This is a genomic window from Acidithiobacillus sp. (assembly GCF_023229925.1).
GTDB lineage: Bacteria > Pseudomonadota > Gammaproteobacteria > Acidithiobacillales > Acidithiobacillaceae > Acidithiobacillus.
Genome location: NZ_JALNYM010000002.1, coordinates 180,901 through 197,385 on the forward strand (window position 1 = coordinate 180,901; position 16,485 = coordinate 197,385).

Below are 16,485 nucleotides of genomic sequence, written 5' to 3' on the forward strand. Positions count from 1 at the left end.
TATCGGGAAGCAGCATACATGCCATGCCTATCCACCAGTATATTGATCCGAGATGCACAGTGTTTCCTTTGTTCGCCCCATAATGGGGCGCAACCATATTTTTTGCCCCAAAATGAGGCATCGGCTATCCACTTATTGATTGGCTGCTCTTGCCTGTTCGAATATACTGGCCATATACAACTTTCGATTAAAGTGTTATTTTCTTGCGAATGCGTTACATAAAACTCAACGCTTTGAGGGATTGGCCATGAAACACCTGCGCCTGTTTAATTACATTGATACGATTGTCAGGGAAGGCTCAGTCCGTCGCGCGGCCGAAAAGCTGCATATCACGGCATCGGCACTGGACCGCCGCGTTCAGGATCTGGAAGAAGAATTGGGCACCGGCATTTTCGAGCGGCATCCGCGCGGGATGCGCCTCTCGGCCGCAGGAGAAGTTTTCCTGGGTTATGTGCGCCGCCACCTTTCCGACATGCAGCGCTTACGCTCAGAAATAGATAGCCTCAACGGACTTCGCCGCGGCCATGTTGCCCTCGCAGTCAGCCCCGCATTGGCGGCCGATTTCATTCCGAGAATTATTAATACATTCAGGGAGCAGTATCCGGGGATTTCCTTCTCGGTGACTGTAGCGAAACACAGCGATGCGATTCGTGCGCTGCTGGCATTTGAAGCCGACCTGGTGGTCATCGTGGCGCCGCCCAGACACCCAGACGTGATCGACCTCGCCATATCCGAGCAGCCTTTGGTGGCGGCCATGGACTGTACGCATCCTCTGGCCAGCCAGGGTACGCTTCGCTTGAGCGATTGCATCCAGTATCCCTTGGTATTGCCGACCCCAGGGCTTACCTCGCGCGAAATGCTGGAGTCTGTGCTCCATAGTCGACGATCAGAAACCCATGTCGCCGCCGAGACCAACTCCTATGAGGTGATGCGTGGCCTGCTGTACGGCACGCAAAACGTTGGCTTTGTCATTTCAACGGGGATACCCAAAAATCGCGTCAACGAAAATATCGTGTATCGGCCGATTTCTGCCGTGGACATCCGCCCCGTGCCATTAGTATGTGCACAACTCAAAAGCCGAGGGATTTCGGTCTCTGCCGCCCGCTTTTCCAACTACATAGCGGAGGAGCTAAATAATATGAGCCTGGCCGAACAGCATACGGGTTAGACATCAAAAGTGTGCATTTGAAAAGGTTATCTCACGGCACCGCCACGCCGCCATCACTGCGAGGATCAGCAGCACCGGCAAATCCGCCCTGCGGGTCACGCGCTACCATACCCGCGTGACCCATAAAATCACTGTAATCGGGCACCCACGATAGCTGATGTCCCCAGCGGCGCAAATCCTCGAAAACGGCGCGGGGATATCGCCGCTCCAGACGCAAGCCCGCCGAAGCTTCCCCCCAGGTACGCCCGTACAGCCAGCGCGGACTGGCTACCGACTCGGCGAGGGAAAGCTCATATTGCTTGACGCGCATGAGCAGCGCTGCCTGGGTTTGGGGTTGGCCATCCCCCCCCATGCTGCCGTAGGCGAGTTGCACTCGCCCCTGCTCGGCATAGAGCGCTGGATTAAGAGTATGGAAGGGGCGTTTCCGAGGCTCCAGTACATTGACGTGTCCCGGTTCCAGAGAAAAGGCACAGCCGCGATTATTCCACAGCACCCCAGTATTGCCCGCCACCACGCCAGTGCCAAACTCGTGGTAGAGGCTCTGAATCACACTCACCATCCGCCCTTGCCCATCCACCACCCCAAACCAGACCGTGTCACCTTTGGCGAGTCCAATGGGCGGCAGAGGCATCGCGATAAGGGGGTGTATCTCTCTGGCGCAGCCATCCAGAAAATCCGGGGTTAGCAATGACGCGATATCCACATCGCCAAAGTCAGGATCGGCCACTAGCTGGTCCCGGTACTTAAAAGCCAGTTTGGTGATTTCTACCGTGTGATGAATCAGCTCCGCGCCCAGGTGATCCCCGCTGTTGAGTCCAACACGATTCAGCAGGGCGAGGATCATGAGTGAGGCTACCCCTTGGGTGGGCGGCGGCATATTGATAGCCTCGCCGACACCGAAGGCAGTGCGCAACGGTTCCACCCAGCGCGGCTTGAAGGCTTGCAAATCGGCCTCTGTCAGCAGACTGCCTGCGGCTTTGAGCCCCTTCGCCATTTGCCAGGCGAGCGGGCCGTGATAAAAGGCCTCTGCACCATTCTCCGCCAACGTCCCGAGCGTTTGTGCCAGCGCTCGTTGACTCCACAGTCGCCCGCTTGGCATTATCTCTCCCCCCGGCATGTACTGCGCCGCAAAACCCGACTGTTGACGGAGCGCGTCACCAAATCTGGTGAGGGTATGGTGCTGGTTAAGGCTGAGCGGAAAACCGGTGGCGGCGTAGCAATAGGCGCTCTCCAGCAAATCGGACCAGGATTTACGGCCCCGCCAGCGATCCCTGGAGAGCCCAAACGCCGCCCCCCAACCGCCCACTGCACCTGGCACCGTCAAGGCGGACAAGCCACCACGGAATGGAATCTCGCGCAGCCCCAGGTCACGAAACAGCGCTGCCGAATAGCGTCGTCCTGCCGGTCCGGCGGCGGCCAGTCCGCGCACCGTGTGCGCATCGCCGTCCGAGATCAGCCAGAACCCATCGCCCCCCAGTCCGTTCATGTGGGGATAGACCACCGAGAGGGTCGATGCCACCGCGATGCCCGCCTCTATGGCATTTCCGCCGCTACGCAAAATTGCGGCCCCGGCCTCGGCCGCCAGCGCATGCGGAGCACTCACGGCACCACCCTCCGAGCTCGCCGACAAGGAGACATGAACGGGTTTCACAGAATGGACCTCAGTTGATGACGCGCTGAGCACCATTCCCGGCGAGTGTTCTGCCGGGAATAACGTAAAAAGTGATTCCACGGCACACGGACATGCGCTGCCGCCGACAAATAACCCAGTTGTCGATCCAACCTTGCATCGGCTGCATCTACGGGTACTGCGCAGAGTAACCGTGACCAACACGGTGATACCATCAGCGGATGCCCGCCGCCACCCCAGCGATCTATCGGGCTTGCTGCCGCAATATTCCGAGCATGCGCGATGCGCCGCAGTTGCCTGAGCCACGGCGCGGGTGGCAAAATCGTATCTACCGACACCACTAGTGCGGGGCCAGATGGATTATGCAGCCCCACCTGGAGCGTCGAGAAAGGCCCATGCATTGCCCGAAAGTTATGCCGTCTCATGGCACGACGATGCAGACAAGCCAAAACCCGCCGTGGCCGGTACCCCGTCACCAGATACACCGGCGCGAACCCCGCCTGCCGCAGGATATCCACCTGCCGATCAATCCAGCTCCGTCCATCGCCAGGCAGGCGCCTGCACGCTTTGTGCTGTCGCCCGGAGCGCCGGGACTGACCACCCGCCAGAATGATGGCTGCATCCATGCTATGGCTTAGGTCGTCTTCGGCATCAGGCTCACATGCGCCGCGACGACACGCCACCCCTCTGGCGTGCGTATCCAGGTCTGACTTTGTCGGCCATGCACTTGTTCGCGCCGGAACTCCGTATTGGCGGTCGCAAAGCCCTGTCCATAGGTGGTGATCGTCGTATTGACCAACTCCCGATGCAGCGCCGGGGCTGGACGGGATGCCCGAAACTCGGCAATGGCCGCATAGCCGTAGAGATTTTCTGCCACGCCGTAGCGCAACGTGTGTACACTATTCCAAAATAACTCATCCAATACACGAACATCGTTTTCAACCAATGCCTTTTCATAACGGGAAAAAGCCGCCTGCACTTCTTGTAAGACTTCGGGCGCGTTGATTTCGGCGTGAACCATGGGATTTCTCCTCTTAGTGGGTGGGGATTGGACTGGTAAATCCGTGCAACTCAAGCTGTCTTGCAACTTTGAATATTCGCGCCTCCTGCCAGGGTGCGGCAATAATCTGGACCCCGATAGGCATCGCCCCCGCGCTGGCCACAGGCACCACCGCCACCGGGAGACCAATGAAGGAGAGGGGTTGGGTGTATAATCCCAGATGCGGTCGCACCATCATTTGCTCCCCATCCAGTTCCATATAGCGCTGCCCGATGGCGGGCGCCGACATGGGCGTGGCCGGTGCCAGCAACAGGTCATAGCGCGCGAAAACCTTGAGCACTTCCGCCCGGTACCAATGCCGGAAACGCTGGGCTTGAATACTCCAGGAAGCTGGCAGCAAAGTACCGGCCAGCATGCGATCCCGCACGTCCGGGTCATAGTCGGCGGCATGATGACGCAGACGGTTCAGATGCAGATTACTGCTTTCGGCATTGGTGATGAGATAGGCGGCGGCGCGCGCCTGCGCAGTTCCGGGAAATTCGACGAGGTCAGTCACATTCAGTGCCGCCGCGACCCGCGCCAGTGCCTGCTCCGCTGCTGGCGTCGCCTGTTGGGTGAAATAGCCGGCGGCAATGGCTATTTTCAGGCCGGCGACACCGTCTGCCAGACTTCCACTGACCGCCTCACTCGCCCTCTCCGCGCAAACGGGGTCCGCGGCATCGGTCCCTTGCATGGCATCATAGGCCAGAGCGAGATCCGTCACGCTACGTGCCAGCGGGCCGACATGATCGAGACTAGGACAAAAAGGGAAGGCCCCGGCCCGAGAAAGGCGGCCATAGGTCGGCTTCAGTCCAAAAATACCACAGAGGGAAGACGGCACCCGAATAGAACCATTGGTGTCAGAACCCAGAGCGATGGGCACCATGCCCCCCGCTACGGCGGCACCACTGCCGCCACTGGACCCACCGGTCATCCGCGAGAGGTCATGGGGATTGCGGGAAGGCCCATAGTGAATGTTTTCACCCGTAAAATCGTAGGCATACTCGCCCATATTGAGAGCGCCCACCATGACGGCGCCCGCTGCCGTGAGCCGCCTTACGGCGGTGGCGTCCGCTGCGGCGGGGGCCTCTTTTTGATTGATCTTGGACCCGGCGAGGGTAATCTCGCCCTGCAAATCAAAAAGATTTTTGACCGCAAAGGGCACCCCCGCCAGAGGCCCGGGGTCTTCGCCCCGCGCCACCTTCTGGTCCACTGCCGCCGCTTCCCGTAGGGCACGCGCTTCCGTGATACAGGTGAAGGCATTGATCTCGCCGTTACTGGCGTGGATATGCCGGAGCGTCTCCTGCACCACCTCTGTGGCACGCCACTCGCCGCTACGGACCCGTTGCGCAATTTCCTGCGCCTGCGGGAATGCGTCGTTCTCTGGCTTCATGGACGAAATACCGGGGCCAAATCTTCCGTCATGTCCAGCGGATGCGCTTCCAGCACCTTGGCCATCCGCGCACTCAGCATGAAATAATGTTTCACCTCTGCACGCCATTCTTCGCGCACACTGAGCCCCATAGAATCGAAGAGATAGTTCATATACGTATCCACGGGCGTATCAGCATCTGTTCCGGGCGGATTCATCCTGCTTTTCCTTTTGTTAAAAATCAGCTTTTTTTTTGCCGTAATTGCAGCAACTCTGCCAATACACTGATCGCGATCTCCGGGGGCTTTTTACCGAGTCCTGGCAAACCCATGGGCATGTGCAAACAGTCCGGAATATCCTGTCCGGCACGGGACAGGGCGTGACTAAAACGCGCCGCTTTGGACCGGCTGGCAATGACCCCGAGATAAGCCAAGGGTTTCCCGATAAAATGCTCCAGCAACGCGTAATCCATGGCGTGGCTGTAGGTCATGATGAGCACCATGGCATCGGTTGCCGGAGCCTGCAGATCGGCCCAGGTCCAAGTGTCCACCAGGGTAACTTCTGGCGGAAAGGCGGCAGGATCGGCCCATTCCGGGCGCTGATCGAATACGAATGACGCTAAATCCAGTTTGCTGGCCATGCTGGCGATCGCCCGTCCTACATGCCCGGCACCGAAAATCCATAGCGGCTGATGGTGGGCAGCGGGCAGCGCGAAGTGCCGCTCCTCTACATCCATACCGGGAACGTCAGCATGCAAAAGCACGGTCATGGCATCAAATGGACCGATTTGCCGTCCCAGACGGGTAATCCCGGCCAGGAGCTGCAACCGGCCTGCTGAATCCCGTTGATAGAGACGGGAGGCGCCAGACTGGTACAGCTCGGAAAAAAACCGGGGTACATCCAGCACACAGATTTCCACTTGCCCACCACAGCACTGATCATCCGCCGTGCCCAAAGTAAAATTCAGCAATGCCGGGGATGCGTCAGAAGCGGGTGTACGCAACACCTGACAGATCTGATATTCCATGCGACCACCACCTACCGTGCCCAGCAGGGAGCCATCTTCCAACAGACACATACTGGCACCGACCGCCGTGGGCGCGGACCCCCGCACCCGGGTCACCACAGCTTCCCGGACCGGAAGCAAGGGCCGCTGACGACTGGCGAGGGCATTCATGATGCATACCCGATCACGGCCACCGGCCCACCCCCTTGGGGACCCTGATGCTCCGCGCGCGTCGAGACATAAACGCCGGTTTCCCCGGTGACCCCGGCCAACAAGGCGGAGACTACACAGCGGGAATAGCGCATATCGGAGATATCAGCGTCTGTCCACATGGTATGACGACGGTGGCGGATATGGCCTCGCGGGTCGGCATCGGATTTGGCGAAGACCGCCAGCACCTTCTCCGCATCGACGGTCGTTAACTGCCCGTTGACGGGCTGCAGTCCCAACTGATTCAGCACAGCATGGATCGCCGGCACATCGATGATGTCCTGCATCACCCCGTGGGCGATGACCAGATCACCGTCCCACCAGCACGAATTGGCGAACAGCACCATTTCGGAGCGCTGCAATAAGGGTTTGGCGGAAACGCTGGCCCGACTGGAGTACAAGGACCAGTCCCGGTTGATGGCGTCATCCGATAGTTCGGATTCGGTCACCTCACCCAACGCGAGGGCCACCCCCAGGGCAGAAGCGCCGCGTGACCAGGCCATGTCACAGCGCAGGTGCTCGCCACGGACGTTTCCGATCGTTGTCGAGTCCAGCGCTGGTATCGCCCCTTTGATCTGCACCAGATGGACATCCGCAGGCTCAACCTGCAAGGTATGCATGAGCCAGGTGACCGTGCGGGCGGTCTCCCGCACCATCGCCATCCGCCCCACTTCCTGCGCGCTAAAAGGGCGCGTATGGGCGGATGCAAGCGCCAGACGTTTTATCGGATACGTTTGCTTAGCCGCCCGGCCGGATACTGCAAACACCAGAATATGCGGCGACACCACCCCTTCACTACCACCCGAAAAGGACAACACCACACGTTCTTCCACCAATTCTGGACGGCAATCCAAATGCGTTGCCAGCAGCTGGCTCAAAGCCATCATCGCCAAAGCCCGGGTAAAGTCGTTTATGCCGCCGTTACCTTCGGTTTTGCCTATAATTGCGACGATACTCTGGGGATCTATCGTCCCCTCGGCAATCGCCCGGGCCAGTCCGGAAACGTCGGCAGGCTCTGTCGTAAAAAACCGGTAGACGGAGGTACGCATGGTCTTCGCCTTCTGCGATTAAAAGGGAACCCGGAGTACCCGCCCGGTGCGACGTTGGATGTCGATCTTGTACACGTCACCGTCATCCATCTCGTCTGCTGCCTGAGCGTTCGCCAAGGCAGTGACCACCTCGTCAGAATTCATGGTCATCACCGTCACCGGATCGCCAATAGACATTGGGAAATCGTGCCAAGTACCCGCATGAATCATCACTCCTTGCCCTGCTGGAATGCGAAAAGCTCGGACGTCCTCCAGGCGAGGGACATTTTCCCCGCTGCCCTGATTGGGTTTACCCAGCACCATGGCGAAGGGAATGCTGCCCAGTCCGACAAAAATCTGCGTCATGTTGAGGTGCCGTTCCAGCCAGGTAACCTCGGAACTGCGGGGCGATATCCGCGCCGTGCGGACTACCGCGCGACCGGTATATTCAAAATCGAGATTTTGCCCCTCTTCCACACTGCCCTTATAAAAGGGAATGGATAATCCCGGCCGGTGTACCGCCTCGCCAATCATCACCCCGTATTCCGCGAGGTTCTCCGGCGTAGCATCCAGCAATGGAACATCTACATAAACCGCCTCCATCTGATTTGCATGGGCACCCATATTTTAATTCTCCTTTTTTGATTCACTGCACCTATGTATGGCCTCCAGCACCAGCCGGGAAGCTATCTCCAAACGATATGCCGTCGTCGAACGGATATCCTGAATAGGTGCGATATCCTGCTTTATCTTTTGACGCACCTGCATGTCAGCAATATCACGCAACGCACGTCCCAGCAGATATTGGCTCACGGATGGCAAGGTACAGGGAGTCGCCGCCACACTCGCCATGCCGAAACGCGCGCTCTGAATAATTCCATCACCATCTTCTTCGATGAGCGCCGCAATACTCACCTTGGCAATAGCTTGCGCTGCCCGTGTTCCGACTTTCCGAAAATAGCCGCGACTGTGTTTGGGGGGGTAAGGAATCCACAGAGCGCTGAGTAACTCTCCAGCTTGCAAGGCCGTCTTGCGATACCCCTGATGGAAATCTCCATAAGGCAACCAGCGCGAGCCGTGATGGTGGGCGATCTCCAGACGTGCGCCATAAGCCAGCAACACCGGCGCATTGTCCGCCGCAGGGGAGGCATTGCAAACGTTGCCACCCAGCGTGGCGCGGTTTTGAATGGGCGGCGCCCCGGTCACCGCCGCCGAGGCGGCCAGCATCGGCCAGTGGGCGACCACTTCCGCATGCTGGCGAATCGCTTCCAGGGAAGTAGCGGCGCCAATCCGGATGCCCTCTTCCGTAATCTGCAGCCCCTGCAACTCCCGCAGTCCGCTGATGTCCAGCCAGGACTCCGAGCTCCGTTCCGGGGCGAGATGACTCTCCACCATAAGATCGGTCCCGCCCGAAATCACCCGATATGGGCCGGGGACTGCCGCCAATAGCTCCAGAGCTTCCGGCAAATGTCGCGGCCTTATCCACTTAGACATCAGCAGACCCTCCGGCGGCCTGGGCGATGGCCGCATAAATGCGCCCATACCCGGTACAGCGACAGAGATTGCCGCTCAGGCCCCAGCGAATCTCCTCCAGGGTCGGATTCGCGTGCTCCGCCAACAGGGCGGTCGCCGCGAGCATCATACCCGGCGTACAAATCCCGCACTGGGTAGCACCGCACTGAACAAAAGCTTGTGCCAGGGCACTATCTTCGGGAAGGCCCTCTACCGTGGTAATCTCCGCCTGCTCCATCTGCCCGAGAGGAACCAGGCAACTATTCACCAGCTTGCCATTCACCAGCACCGCACAGGCGCCACACTCTCCTTCGCCGCAACCTTCTTTGGTCCCCTTGAGGTCGCATTCATTACGCAATACATCCAGTAAGCGGGCATTCGGCGCTGAGCTGCTCCGAAATGCTTCACCATTGATGCGCATCATCGTCGACATGATCAAATCCCTCTGCCCATCGTCAGCTCCAGCAGCATTTCGGGGTTGACTGGAATCTGGCGAATATCGATATCCAAGGCTCGTTGGATCGCATTGACGATAGCGGGTGCTGGACCATCCATGGGTAATTCACCGACGCCTTTCGCCCCTTTAGGACCAGCTCCCAAGCCGCCTTCCAGCAACACCACGTGCATAAATCCCAAATCCGCGCTGGTGGGTATGATGTAATTGGTCAGACGGTCATTGGCCATGACCCCGCGCTCATTCCAGAGCACATCCTCATAGAGGGCATAACCAATACCCTGGGCAACACCACCCTCAATCTGGCCCTGCACAATCACCGGATGCACTGCATCGCCGATTTCCTGCACCGCAGTAAAATCAATCACTTGCGTTTCGAGCGTCAACACATCCACTTCCACTTCGGCAATATAAGCCGCCCAGGCATAACTGGCGTAGGCCCGTCCCCAAAAGGCCTGCTCATCCCAACGCATATCCGTCGGCGGCTGGTACTGCGCGGTCACCAGCGTATCCCCGACGGCTGCGCAAAGCCGGGCACACGCTGCGGCAAAACTTTGTGCGTCATGAGGCGCCACCAACTCCGCCGTTTCCCGTAGTCGTTGCAATAATTGTCCCGCCGCCTTCTGGACGAGATCCCCGACTACCATACAGGTGCGGGAGGCGACCGTCGGTCCAGAATTTGGCACCCTGGAGGTATCGGTTTGCGCTAAATGCACGCGATCCATGGGCAGGCCCAGCGCGTCAGCCGCAATCTGGACCAGCGTGGTCGCCGCACCCTGCCCCATTTCGGTGTTGGAACAAAGAATTTCGACGTGCCCATTGGCCAGGGCTTGCAGAGAAACCCGGGACGCCAGATGTAATTCGCCGTTGCCGGTAAAACCGGCACCATGGGCAAAAGTCGCCAGGCCAATGCCTTTGCGGGTCTGGTGTCCGGCCGCATTCCAGGCCCTGTACTCCGCCAGCCGACGGTAGTAATGCGTGTGCTCCAATGCTGCATCGAGGGTAGCATGGGCAAAGCAGTCAGCACCCACCACATCGCCCGTGGGATTCACATCGCCGGTGCGCAACAAATTTATCCGGCGCAATTCGGCAGGGTCCATAGCCAATTTTCTCGCCAGCCGGTCCATGGCCACTTCCATGGCAAAAATGCTTTGCGGCGCACCAAATCCGCGAAATGCACCAAAGGGCGGATGGTTGGTCGCGACGGCGCGCCCCCTGACCCGGATGTGGGGACACTTATATGGTCCCGGTGCATGAATAACACCACGGGAGAGCACTACCGGACTGAGAGTACGATAAGCCCCGCCATCAATGGCGAAATCCATATCGATAAACTGCAATTCTCCGGCCTTATTAGCCCCCAAACGAATCAGGGTACGGGAAGGATGACGCTTAGGCGTCACCCGCAAATCCTCGCCCCGCTCATAAACGAGTTTTACCGAACGGCCCCCCGCTTTGAGCGCCAGCAACGCCGCATGGCAAGCAATCACCGAGGGGTAATCTTCCTTGCCGCCAAAGGCCCCACCCGTGGTACTTTGCACCACCCGCAGATGATTCTTATCCATCCCCATACACTGAACCAACGCGTCCAGCACGTAGTAGGGACACTGCATGGAACCTTCTACCAGAATGCTGCCGTCTTTCTGCAAATGCGCCAGCATCCCTTGCGGCTCAATATAGAGCTGCTCCTGGGACGGAGTGAGAAAGCGCTCTTCGATGACGACATCGGCAAGATGCTCCCCCTCCGCAACATCACCCCGATCCAGAAGATAATCTGTATAAATATTGCCGGGTATGATTTCTTGTTGCGCAGCGAGTGCCGCATCGATATCAAAAATCGGCGCGGTATTAGGCAACACCACCAAAGAAATACCCTTCAGCGCCATTCTAAGTTTCTCCGGATCCGCATGCGCCAGCAATACCACCGCCTCCCCAGCGTGCCGAAACGCGCGATCAACGAGCACTACCTGGTCATCCTCCAGGAGCTTTACGGCGTTCATACCTGGAATATCCCGCGCCGTGACCACCACAAATTCCGACCAGTCTATGGCAGGATCAAAAACCACCTCCTGCAGCGTTCCACCCGCCTCCATAGTGCGCACCGTCGCACCATGGAGCACGCCTGCGCAGGGCAGGTCATCGACATAGAGCGCCGTCCCCCTGATTTTGGCAATGCCATCGACGCGGCGGGGACTCGCCTTCTGCTGGTCAGTTTGCTGCTTCGCCAAGGTCAAAGACACGGTGACACTCCTTGCTCCCGGGCCAGCAACGCACCAGCGGATACTTTGATGACCCGTATGCTCATGCGGCGCCCTGTAACAGGTGCGCAATAACGGCATTGGTGACGATCACCGCATTACGCTCGGCGAGAGCGCTGGCATATAAATCGCCTGTTTTCCAGATTTCTTCTTCGGTTTTACCGGGGGGCGGAACATCCACGTCAGAGATCCCCCGTATGGACAGATAATGATCCGCCAAACCGAAACGCGAGAGCACGGCCACATCCCCGAGATCCTCCATGGCGGTATTGGTATATGTCGTCTCTCCATGGGTATAGAGACGCACAATTTGTTCGGCAATGGCCTGATTCGCTTTGCCTATCCAAAAATCATTGCCCGTGATGGTAGCGCCCACCATCACCTTCGGCACCATAGAGATAGCAAACATTTTATCCAGTTTCTTCGCCTCTACTGAGTTCTCCAGCGCGACATGGGCCGAGGCATTTACCGCCATATTGAGCAGGGCCGGATTGATTTTATATGCCAGATTTTCCATGATGTTCTGAGTATAATTTCCGCAGTGGCCCGGCGTGGCATAGTCCGCGCAGCCCGGAGGGGACCATGCCAACTGCTTTTGATCACTCAGGTAATGATGGCCAAACGCCCAGGAGATTACCCAGTTATTAATATACACGCTGCCCAATGCGGAGTTTTCCTTGTCCACACCGCCGGCAATGCCGCTGCGAATAAATATAGTCTTCTTCAGATCCAAGGCTGCGTCTTTCACCAGGCTGGTGACGGTAACTGCGGCATTGATTTCCCCTTCGCCGGTTTCCGTAACACAGACGCCTTTGCTGTCGCAGATCAGGGGCTTAATCAGGCCTGGCACATGCAAGACTTGATGCTGAAAAGATTTTTGCACCGTCCATGCTTGCCATTCGGGCGGAAATGCTGTCAGCACGATCACTTTCGGGCTCATTTTCAGCGCCGCCGGTATAGCCGCCTGAGCGTAGGCCAGTGGCGTTATCCATGAGAAGCTGACTGCACCGCATAACAGCATATTCTTCCAAACCGTGTTTTTTTTCACGAACATTCTCCTTGGTGAGTTTTTCATAACAGGTTCCGATGGGATGCACCGTACTGATCCAGATCCCGGAGTAGGGATTGCTTTCGTTGGTCCGTACAAAAAGCCGCTTCAACAGCGTTACGCTCAAGAAGTAATGCGTCCTCCGCTGTCAAATCCAAACTGGAAAGTGTCCCAATCATGTTTTCGCTCAGGTATCCACCGAAGTACGCCGGGTCATCCGAATGAATCGTCGCCAATAGACCTGTTTCCAACAATCGGCCCAGATTATGTTCAGATAACCGGTTAAACACTTTGAGCGCAACGTTGGAGAATGGGCAGACCGTCAGCGGGATCCGGTCATCCACCAGGCGACGCACCAGTGCCGGATCCTCCAAACAGCGAACCCCGTGATCTATGCGCTCGACATCAAGCACGTCCAGTGCCTGCCAGATATAGGCGGGCGGCCCCTCCTCTCCGGCATGGGCAACACGATGCAGGCCCATGGACTTGGCCACCTTAAACACCTCCTGAAACTTTTCTGGGGGATTGCCCAATTCAGCGGAGTCGAGACCAATACCGGCTATGCCCCCCAAAACACAAGCCTGCTCCAACAGCGCCACCGCAGGTTGCGGGTCGCGATCCCGCTCAAAGCAAAGAATCAGTGCGCTGGAGATTTGCCAGTCGCGCTCGGCGTCCCGCAAGGCGGCGTTGATGCCGCCCATCACCGCCGCCAATGCCACGCCATTGGCAAGATGCGTCTGCGGATCAAAAAACAGTTCCGTATGACGAATCTGCTGGGCTTTACAGCGGGACATATAGGCCATGGTCAACTCATAAAAGTCCCGCTCTTCCCGCAATACGGACGCCCCCAGATAATAGACATTCAGAAAACTTTGCAGATCCTCAAATTGATACGCCGCCCGTGCCGCCTCTATCGTCTTATAGGGAATATCCACGCCATTACGCTGGGCCAGCGCGATGAGTAATTCGGGCTCCAGAGTACCCTCAATATGCAAATGTAGCTCCACCTTGGGCAGTTCCTCTACAAAATCCGCCAGTATTTCTTTAGCGTTCATCGCACTTTCCATAAAAGGTGTTACTCCGTATGTCTTATAAGACTATGCATATACATCGCTTAGGCCACCCGTGCACCGCTGAGCCAGGTCCCCAGCGGGCGCTGTTCCAGATGAGCCGACTTACCACTGAGGCATTCCTCGAACCAGCGCTCTACAGAATCCGCTGCGGGCTTCTGCGGCAAGAGCACAAAATCGGCACGTTTTCCCACCGTCAAATCACCGCCGATGGATCCTCTGCCCATACATTCAGCCCCCGCTTTGGTAGAACGATACAAAGCCTCCTGAGGCGCAACAGGAACACCCGCTTCCCGATGTGTTCCCAGAAATCGCTGCATGACATGCAGCATGCTATGACTGGGACCACCGCCTATGTCGCTCGCCAGCGCAAAGGGAATGTTGTAAGCACGTACTTGCTCCAAGGGCATGCGTCGGTTGCCCAGCGCCTCATTACTGGTAGGGCAATGCGCTACCCAGGAGCCGCGTGCCCGAAGACAACGCCATTCCTCGTCACGCATTTCAATACAATGGCCTAATATCGTCCGGGGCGTCAGGAGACCCGCGCGGTCATACACCTCAGTGTAATGCGCAGCATCGGGAAACAATTCTTTAACCCATTGCAGTTCCGCGACCGATTCGGCGAGATGTGTCTGGATTAAACATGGACTCTCGGCGGCAATCTGCCCCAATGCCTTCAGCGATGCGTCCGTCAGATTCGGTGCAAAACGGGGTGTCAGTGCATAGTGTGTAATATCGGTTTGGCGCATAAACGTACGCAACGCGTCAGGATCATGCAGGCTGTAGTCAGTCAATGTATGGGGCGCATGAATCGCCATCAGGACGTTACCAATGACCCAATCGCCACGCATCGACGTCAGCGCAATCTGTGTGGCCTCGGCATGCGGGCTGGAATAGCTCATGCCCATCACGGTCCCCGCACGCAATACATCGGCATAGAATTGCGCCGCCGCAGCCCTGGCGAAATCGGTATCCACATAGCGCGCCTCTTCCGGCCAAATATACTCTCGCAGCCAGGTCAGGAGTTCGCCAGAGAAACGTCCCCTGACACGATGTTGCACCCAATGCAAATGGACATCGACAAAGCCTGGAACGATAACGCCATTCAGATCCTCTACTTCCGTATCAGCATCGATCTGATTCACCATCGTAGTGAAATCACCCATACGCACAATGATGCCCTGATCGACACCTAAAGCACCGTCCTGGTAAAATCTCCAGGTATTCGCATCTATCGGGTTAAGTATCGGCGCCCTAAATATCTTTTCCATCATCTGTACCCGTCCCTACGCGTCGGTGGCCATACGCGGTAAAAACAAAATCCGGTAGAGTATTGACACTACAATAGTCGTCGCAACACCCACCAATGGTGATATGTCTGTACCATGCAATAGCTGCGCCCCATATCCCTCCCAAATTGGATTATTTGAGAACAGCACGGTAACCGCGACCCCTATAGCGAGAACCCAGACATTGGCACGCCTATGTAGCAGTCTGCTCAACCCCCCGCGCGCTTCTGGGAGCACATCCCACAACACGTAGGTGATCATCACACCGGTCCACGGCGCCGCGACAATAATCAGCAAATCCAGGAAGGTCTGAAAAGAATCCCAGAATGACGGCGCCACAAAAAGCATGTAGATGCCGACCAACGTTGCCAGCAGGGCATCCAGAACCGTAAATTTTTTGCGATTCAGATCCTTGCCCACTACCACCGCGAGGCTAAAAGCGGAGCTGTAGGAGTTCAGAAAATTGGAAGCCAACAACCCTAATATCGCAAAAGTGCAAAAACCCAAATACAGTGCCGAAGTGCCCAGTCCGGTCGCCGTGATGCTTATTCCAGCAGGCCCTACCTGGATACCACCATGCACATACAGCGTAATGGCTAACGCGAGAATGAGACCACCACCTGCAAATCCGCCAAGACTAGGCCATAACGCCATTCCGGTCAGGCTTGTGTCACGCCGCACATACCGCGAATAATCCGACGCAAACATCGTCCATGAGAACGCACCGCCCATGAGCGCCAAGGCCACTCCACCCAGAGTTTGAACTCCGTCAAAATGGCCTACGGCAGGTGTCACCGAAAGCGCCTGCCCGCCATGCAGATATACCAGTATGGTAATCGCAAACAGCGCGAGAAATAACGCTCCCACGGTCTGCGCCGCCACGATAGCCTTATACCCAATGATGGGCACCACAAAATTAGCCAACACAGCCAATACCAGCGCATAATAAATACTGGTATTTATCGGCAACAAACCGTAACTGTCAAAAACACTGCGGAGGATATACACCACGAGCACTAACACCACAGCCTGCCAACCCAATTGGGACATCCAGTTACTCAAGGAAATCAGTTTATTGACCGGCTTCCCAAAAACGCGCCCAGAAACCGCCATAGTCGGAATACCGTAGACAAATCCCGGTATACTGATGATACCCACGGCGACAAACAGTGCGGAAGCCAGGAGCACGACCCACAAAAATGGCGCCAAAGGAAACAACTGGGCGATCAAGACCCCGACTGGCAAGCTAGAGGCGGTCATGGTCGCCGCCAGCCAGATCAAAGCGACCCGCGGCGCTGAACTCGTGCGCTCCGCCTCTGTCGTGGCACTAATCGAATGCCTGTCACCCATCCCTTTTCTCCCTCGGTGCTTACCCAATCGTTGAAACTAAAATGCCCAGCA

At 57.2% G+C, this 16,485-nt stretch carries 16 protein-coding genes; 1 reads left to right on the forward strand and 15 read right to left on the reverse strand.

What is annotated here, in order from left to right; all coding sequences use genetic code 11:
• The first annotated feature begins 247 nt into the window (after positions 1 to 247).
• Positions 248 to 1,168, forward strand: coding sequence for a LysR family transcriptional regulator (locus M0P56_RS07440; RefSeq protein WP_291509420.1), 921 nt, complete (start codon positions 248 to 250; stop codon positions 1,166 to 1,168).
• Positions 1,169 to 1,199: 31 nt separating this feature from the next.
• On the opposite strand, the gene ggt is transcribed toward M0P56_RS07440, so the two are convergent.
• The 15 genes from ggt to M0P56_RS07515 all read right to left on the reverse strand — a co-directional run bounded on the left by ggt (position 1,200) and on the right by M0P56_RS07515 (position 16,434).
• Entirely contained in the window at positions 1,200 to 2,771 is a 1,572-nt protein-coding gene (gene ggt, locus M0P56_RS07445; RefSeq protein ID WP_291509421.1) for a gamma-glutamyltransferase, read from the reverse strand.
• A 44-nt stretch (positions 2,772 to 2,815) separates the two neighbouring features.
• Entirely contained in the window at positions 2,816 to 3,424 is a 609-nt protein-coding gene (locus M0P56_RS07450; protein WP_291509422.1) for a nucleotidyltransferase family protein, read from the reverse strand.
• Between the two features lie 8 nt (positions 3,425 to 3,432).
• Positions 3,433 to 3,819: an oxalurate catabolism protein HpxZ gene (gene hpxZ / locus M0P56_RS07455; RefSeq protein WP_291509423.1), complete on the reverse strand. Its 387-nt coding sequence runs from the start codon at positions 3,817 to 3,819 to the stop codon at positions 3,433 to 3,435.
• Between the two features lie 13 nt (positions 3,820 to 3,832).
• Positions 3,833 to 5,230: an AtzE family amidohydrolase gene (locus M0P56_RS07460; RefSeq protein WP_291509424.1), complete on the reverse strand. Its 1,398-nt coding sequence runs from the start codon at positions 5,228 to 5,230 to the stop codon at positions 3,833 to 3,835.
• Entirely contained in the window at positions 5,227 to 5,427 is a 201-nt protein-coding gene (locus M0P56_RS07465) for a DUF4089 domain-containing protein (protein ID WP_291509425.1), read from the reverse strand. Before M0P56_RS07465 ends, M0P56_RS07460 begins: the two co-directional genes overlap by 4 nt.
• Before the next feature lie 23 nt (positions 5,428 to 5,450).
• Positions 5,451 to 6,386 (reverse strand): XdhC family protein, encoded by a 936-nt coding sequence (locus M0P56_RS07470; protein ID WP_291509426.1) that lies wholly within the window; start codon positions 6,384 to 6,386, stop codon positions 5,451 to 5,453.
• The gene (locus tag M0P56_RS07475) at positions 6,383 to 7,474 is read right to left on the reverse strand and encodes a ring-opening amidohydrolase (protein ID WP_291509427.1); all 1,092 of its coding nucleotides are present in this window, start codon (positions 7,472 to 7,474) and stop codon (positions 6,383 to 6,385) included. The genes M0P56_RS07470 and M0P56_RS07475 overlap by 4 nt, the downstream gene beginning before the upstream one ends.
• An 18-nt stretch (positions 7,475 to 7,492) precedes the next feature.
• The gene (locus tag M0P56_RS07480; protein ID WP_291509428.1) at positions 7,493 to 8,077 is read right to left on the reverse strand and encodes an ureidoglycolate lyase; all 585 of its coding nucleotides are present in this window, start codon (positions 8,075 to 8,077) and stop codon (positions 7,493 to 7,495) included.
• Between the two features lie 3 nt (positions 8,078 to 8,080).
• On the reverse strand, positions 8,081 to 8,947 hold the full coding sequence (locus M0P56_RS07485; RefSeq protein ID WP_291509429.1) for an FAD binding domain-containing protein: 867 nt from the start codon (positions 8,945 to 8,947) through the stop codon (positions 8,081 to 8,083).
• A complete protein-coding gene (locus M0P56_RS07490) occupies positions 8,940 to 9,398 on the reverse strand; it encodes a (2Fe-2S)-binding protein (protein ID WP_291509430.1) in 459 nt (152 codons plus the stop codon). The genes M0P56_RS07485 and M0P56_RS07490 overlap by 8 nt, the downstream gene beginning before the upstream one ends.
• Before the next feature lie 2 nt (positions 9,399 to 9,400).
• The gene (locus M0P56_RS07495) at positions 9,401 to 11,659 is read right to left on the reverse strand and encodes a xanthine dehydrogenase family protein molybdopterin-binding subunit (RefSeq protein WP_291509431.1); all 2,259 of its coding nucleotides are present in this window, start codon (positions 11,657 to 11,659) and stop codon (positions 9,401 to 9,403) included.
• 61 nt (positions 11,660 to 11,720) lie between these two features.
• On the reverse strand, positions 11,721 to 12,731 hold the full coding sequence (locus M0P56_RS07500) for a phosphorylase (protein WP_291509432.1): 1,011 nt from the start codon (positions 12,729 to 12,731) through the stop codon (positions 11,721 to 11,723).
• Positions 12,732 to 12,748: 17 nt separating this feature from the next.
• On the reverse strand, positions 12,749 to 13,780 hold the full coding sequence (locus M0P56_RS07505; RefSeq protein ID WP_291509433.1) for an adenosine deaminase: 1,032 nt from the start codon (positions 13,778 to 13,780) through the stop codon (positions 12,749 to 12,751).
• A gap of 59 nt (positions 13,781 to 13,839) precedes the next feature.
• Positions 13,840 to 15,069 carry an amidohydrolase family protein gene (locus M0P56_RS07510; protein ID WP_291509434.1) on the reverse strand — a complete coding sequence of 410 codons (1,230 nt, stop codon included), beginning with the start codon at positions 15,067 to 15,069 and terminating at the stop codon, positions 13,840 to 13,842.
• Between the two features lie 12 nt (positions 15,070 to 15,081).
• Positions 15,082 to 16,434: a cytosine permease gene (locus M0P56_RS07515; RefSeq protein WP_291509435.1), complete on the reverse strand. Its 1,353-nt coding sequence runs from the start codon at positions 16,432 to 16,434 to the stop codon at positions 15,082 to 15,084.
• Positions 16,435 to 16,485: the final 51 nt, after the last annotated feature.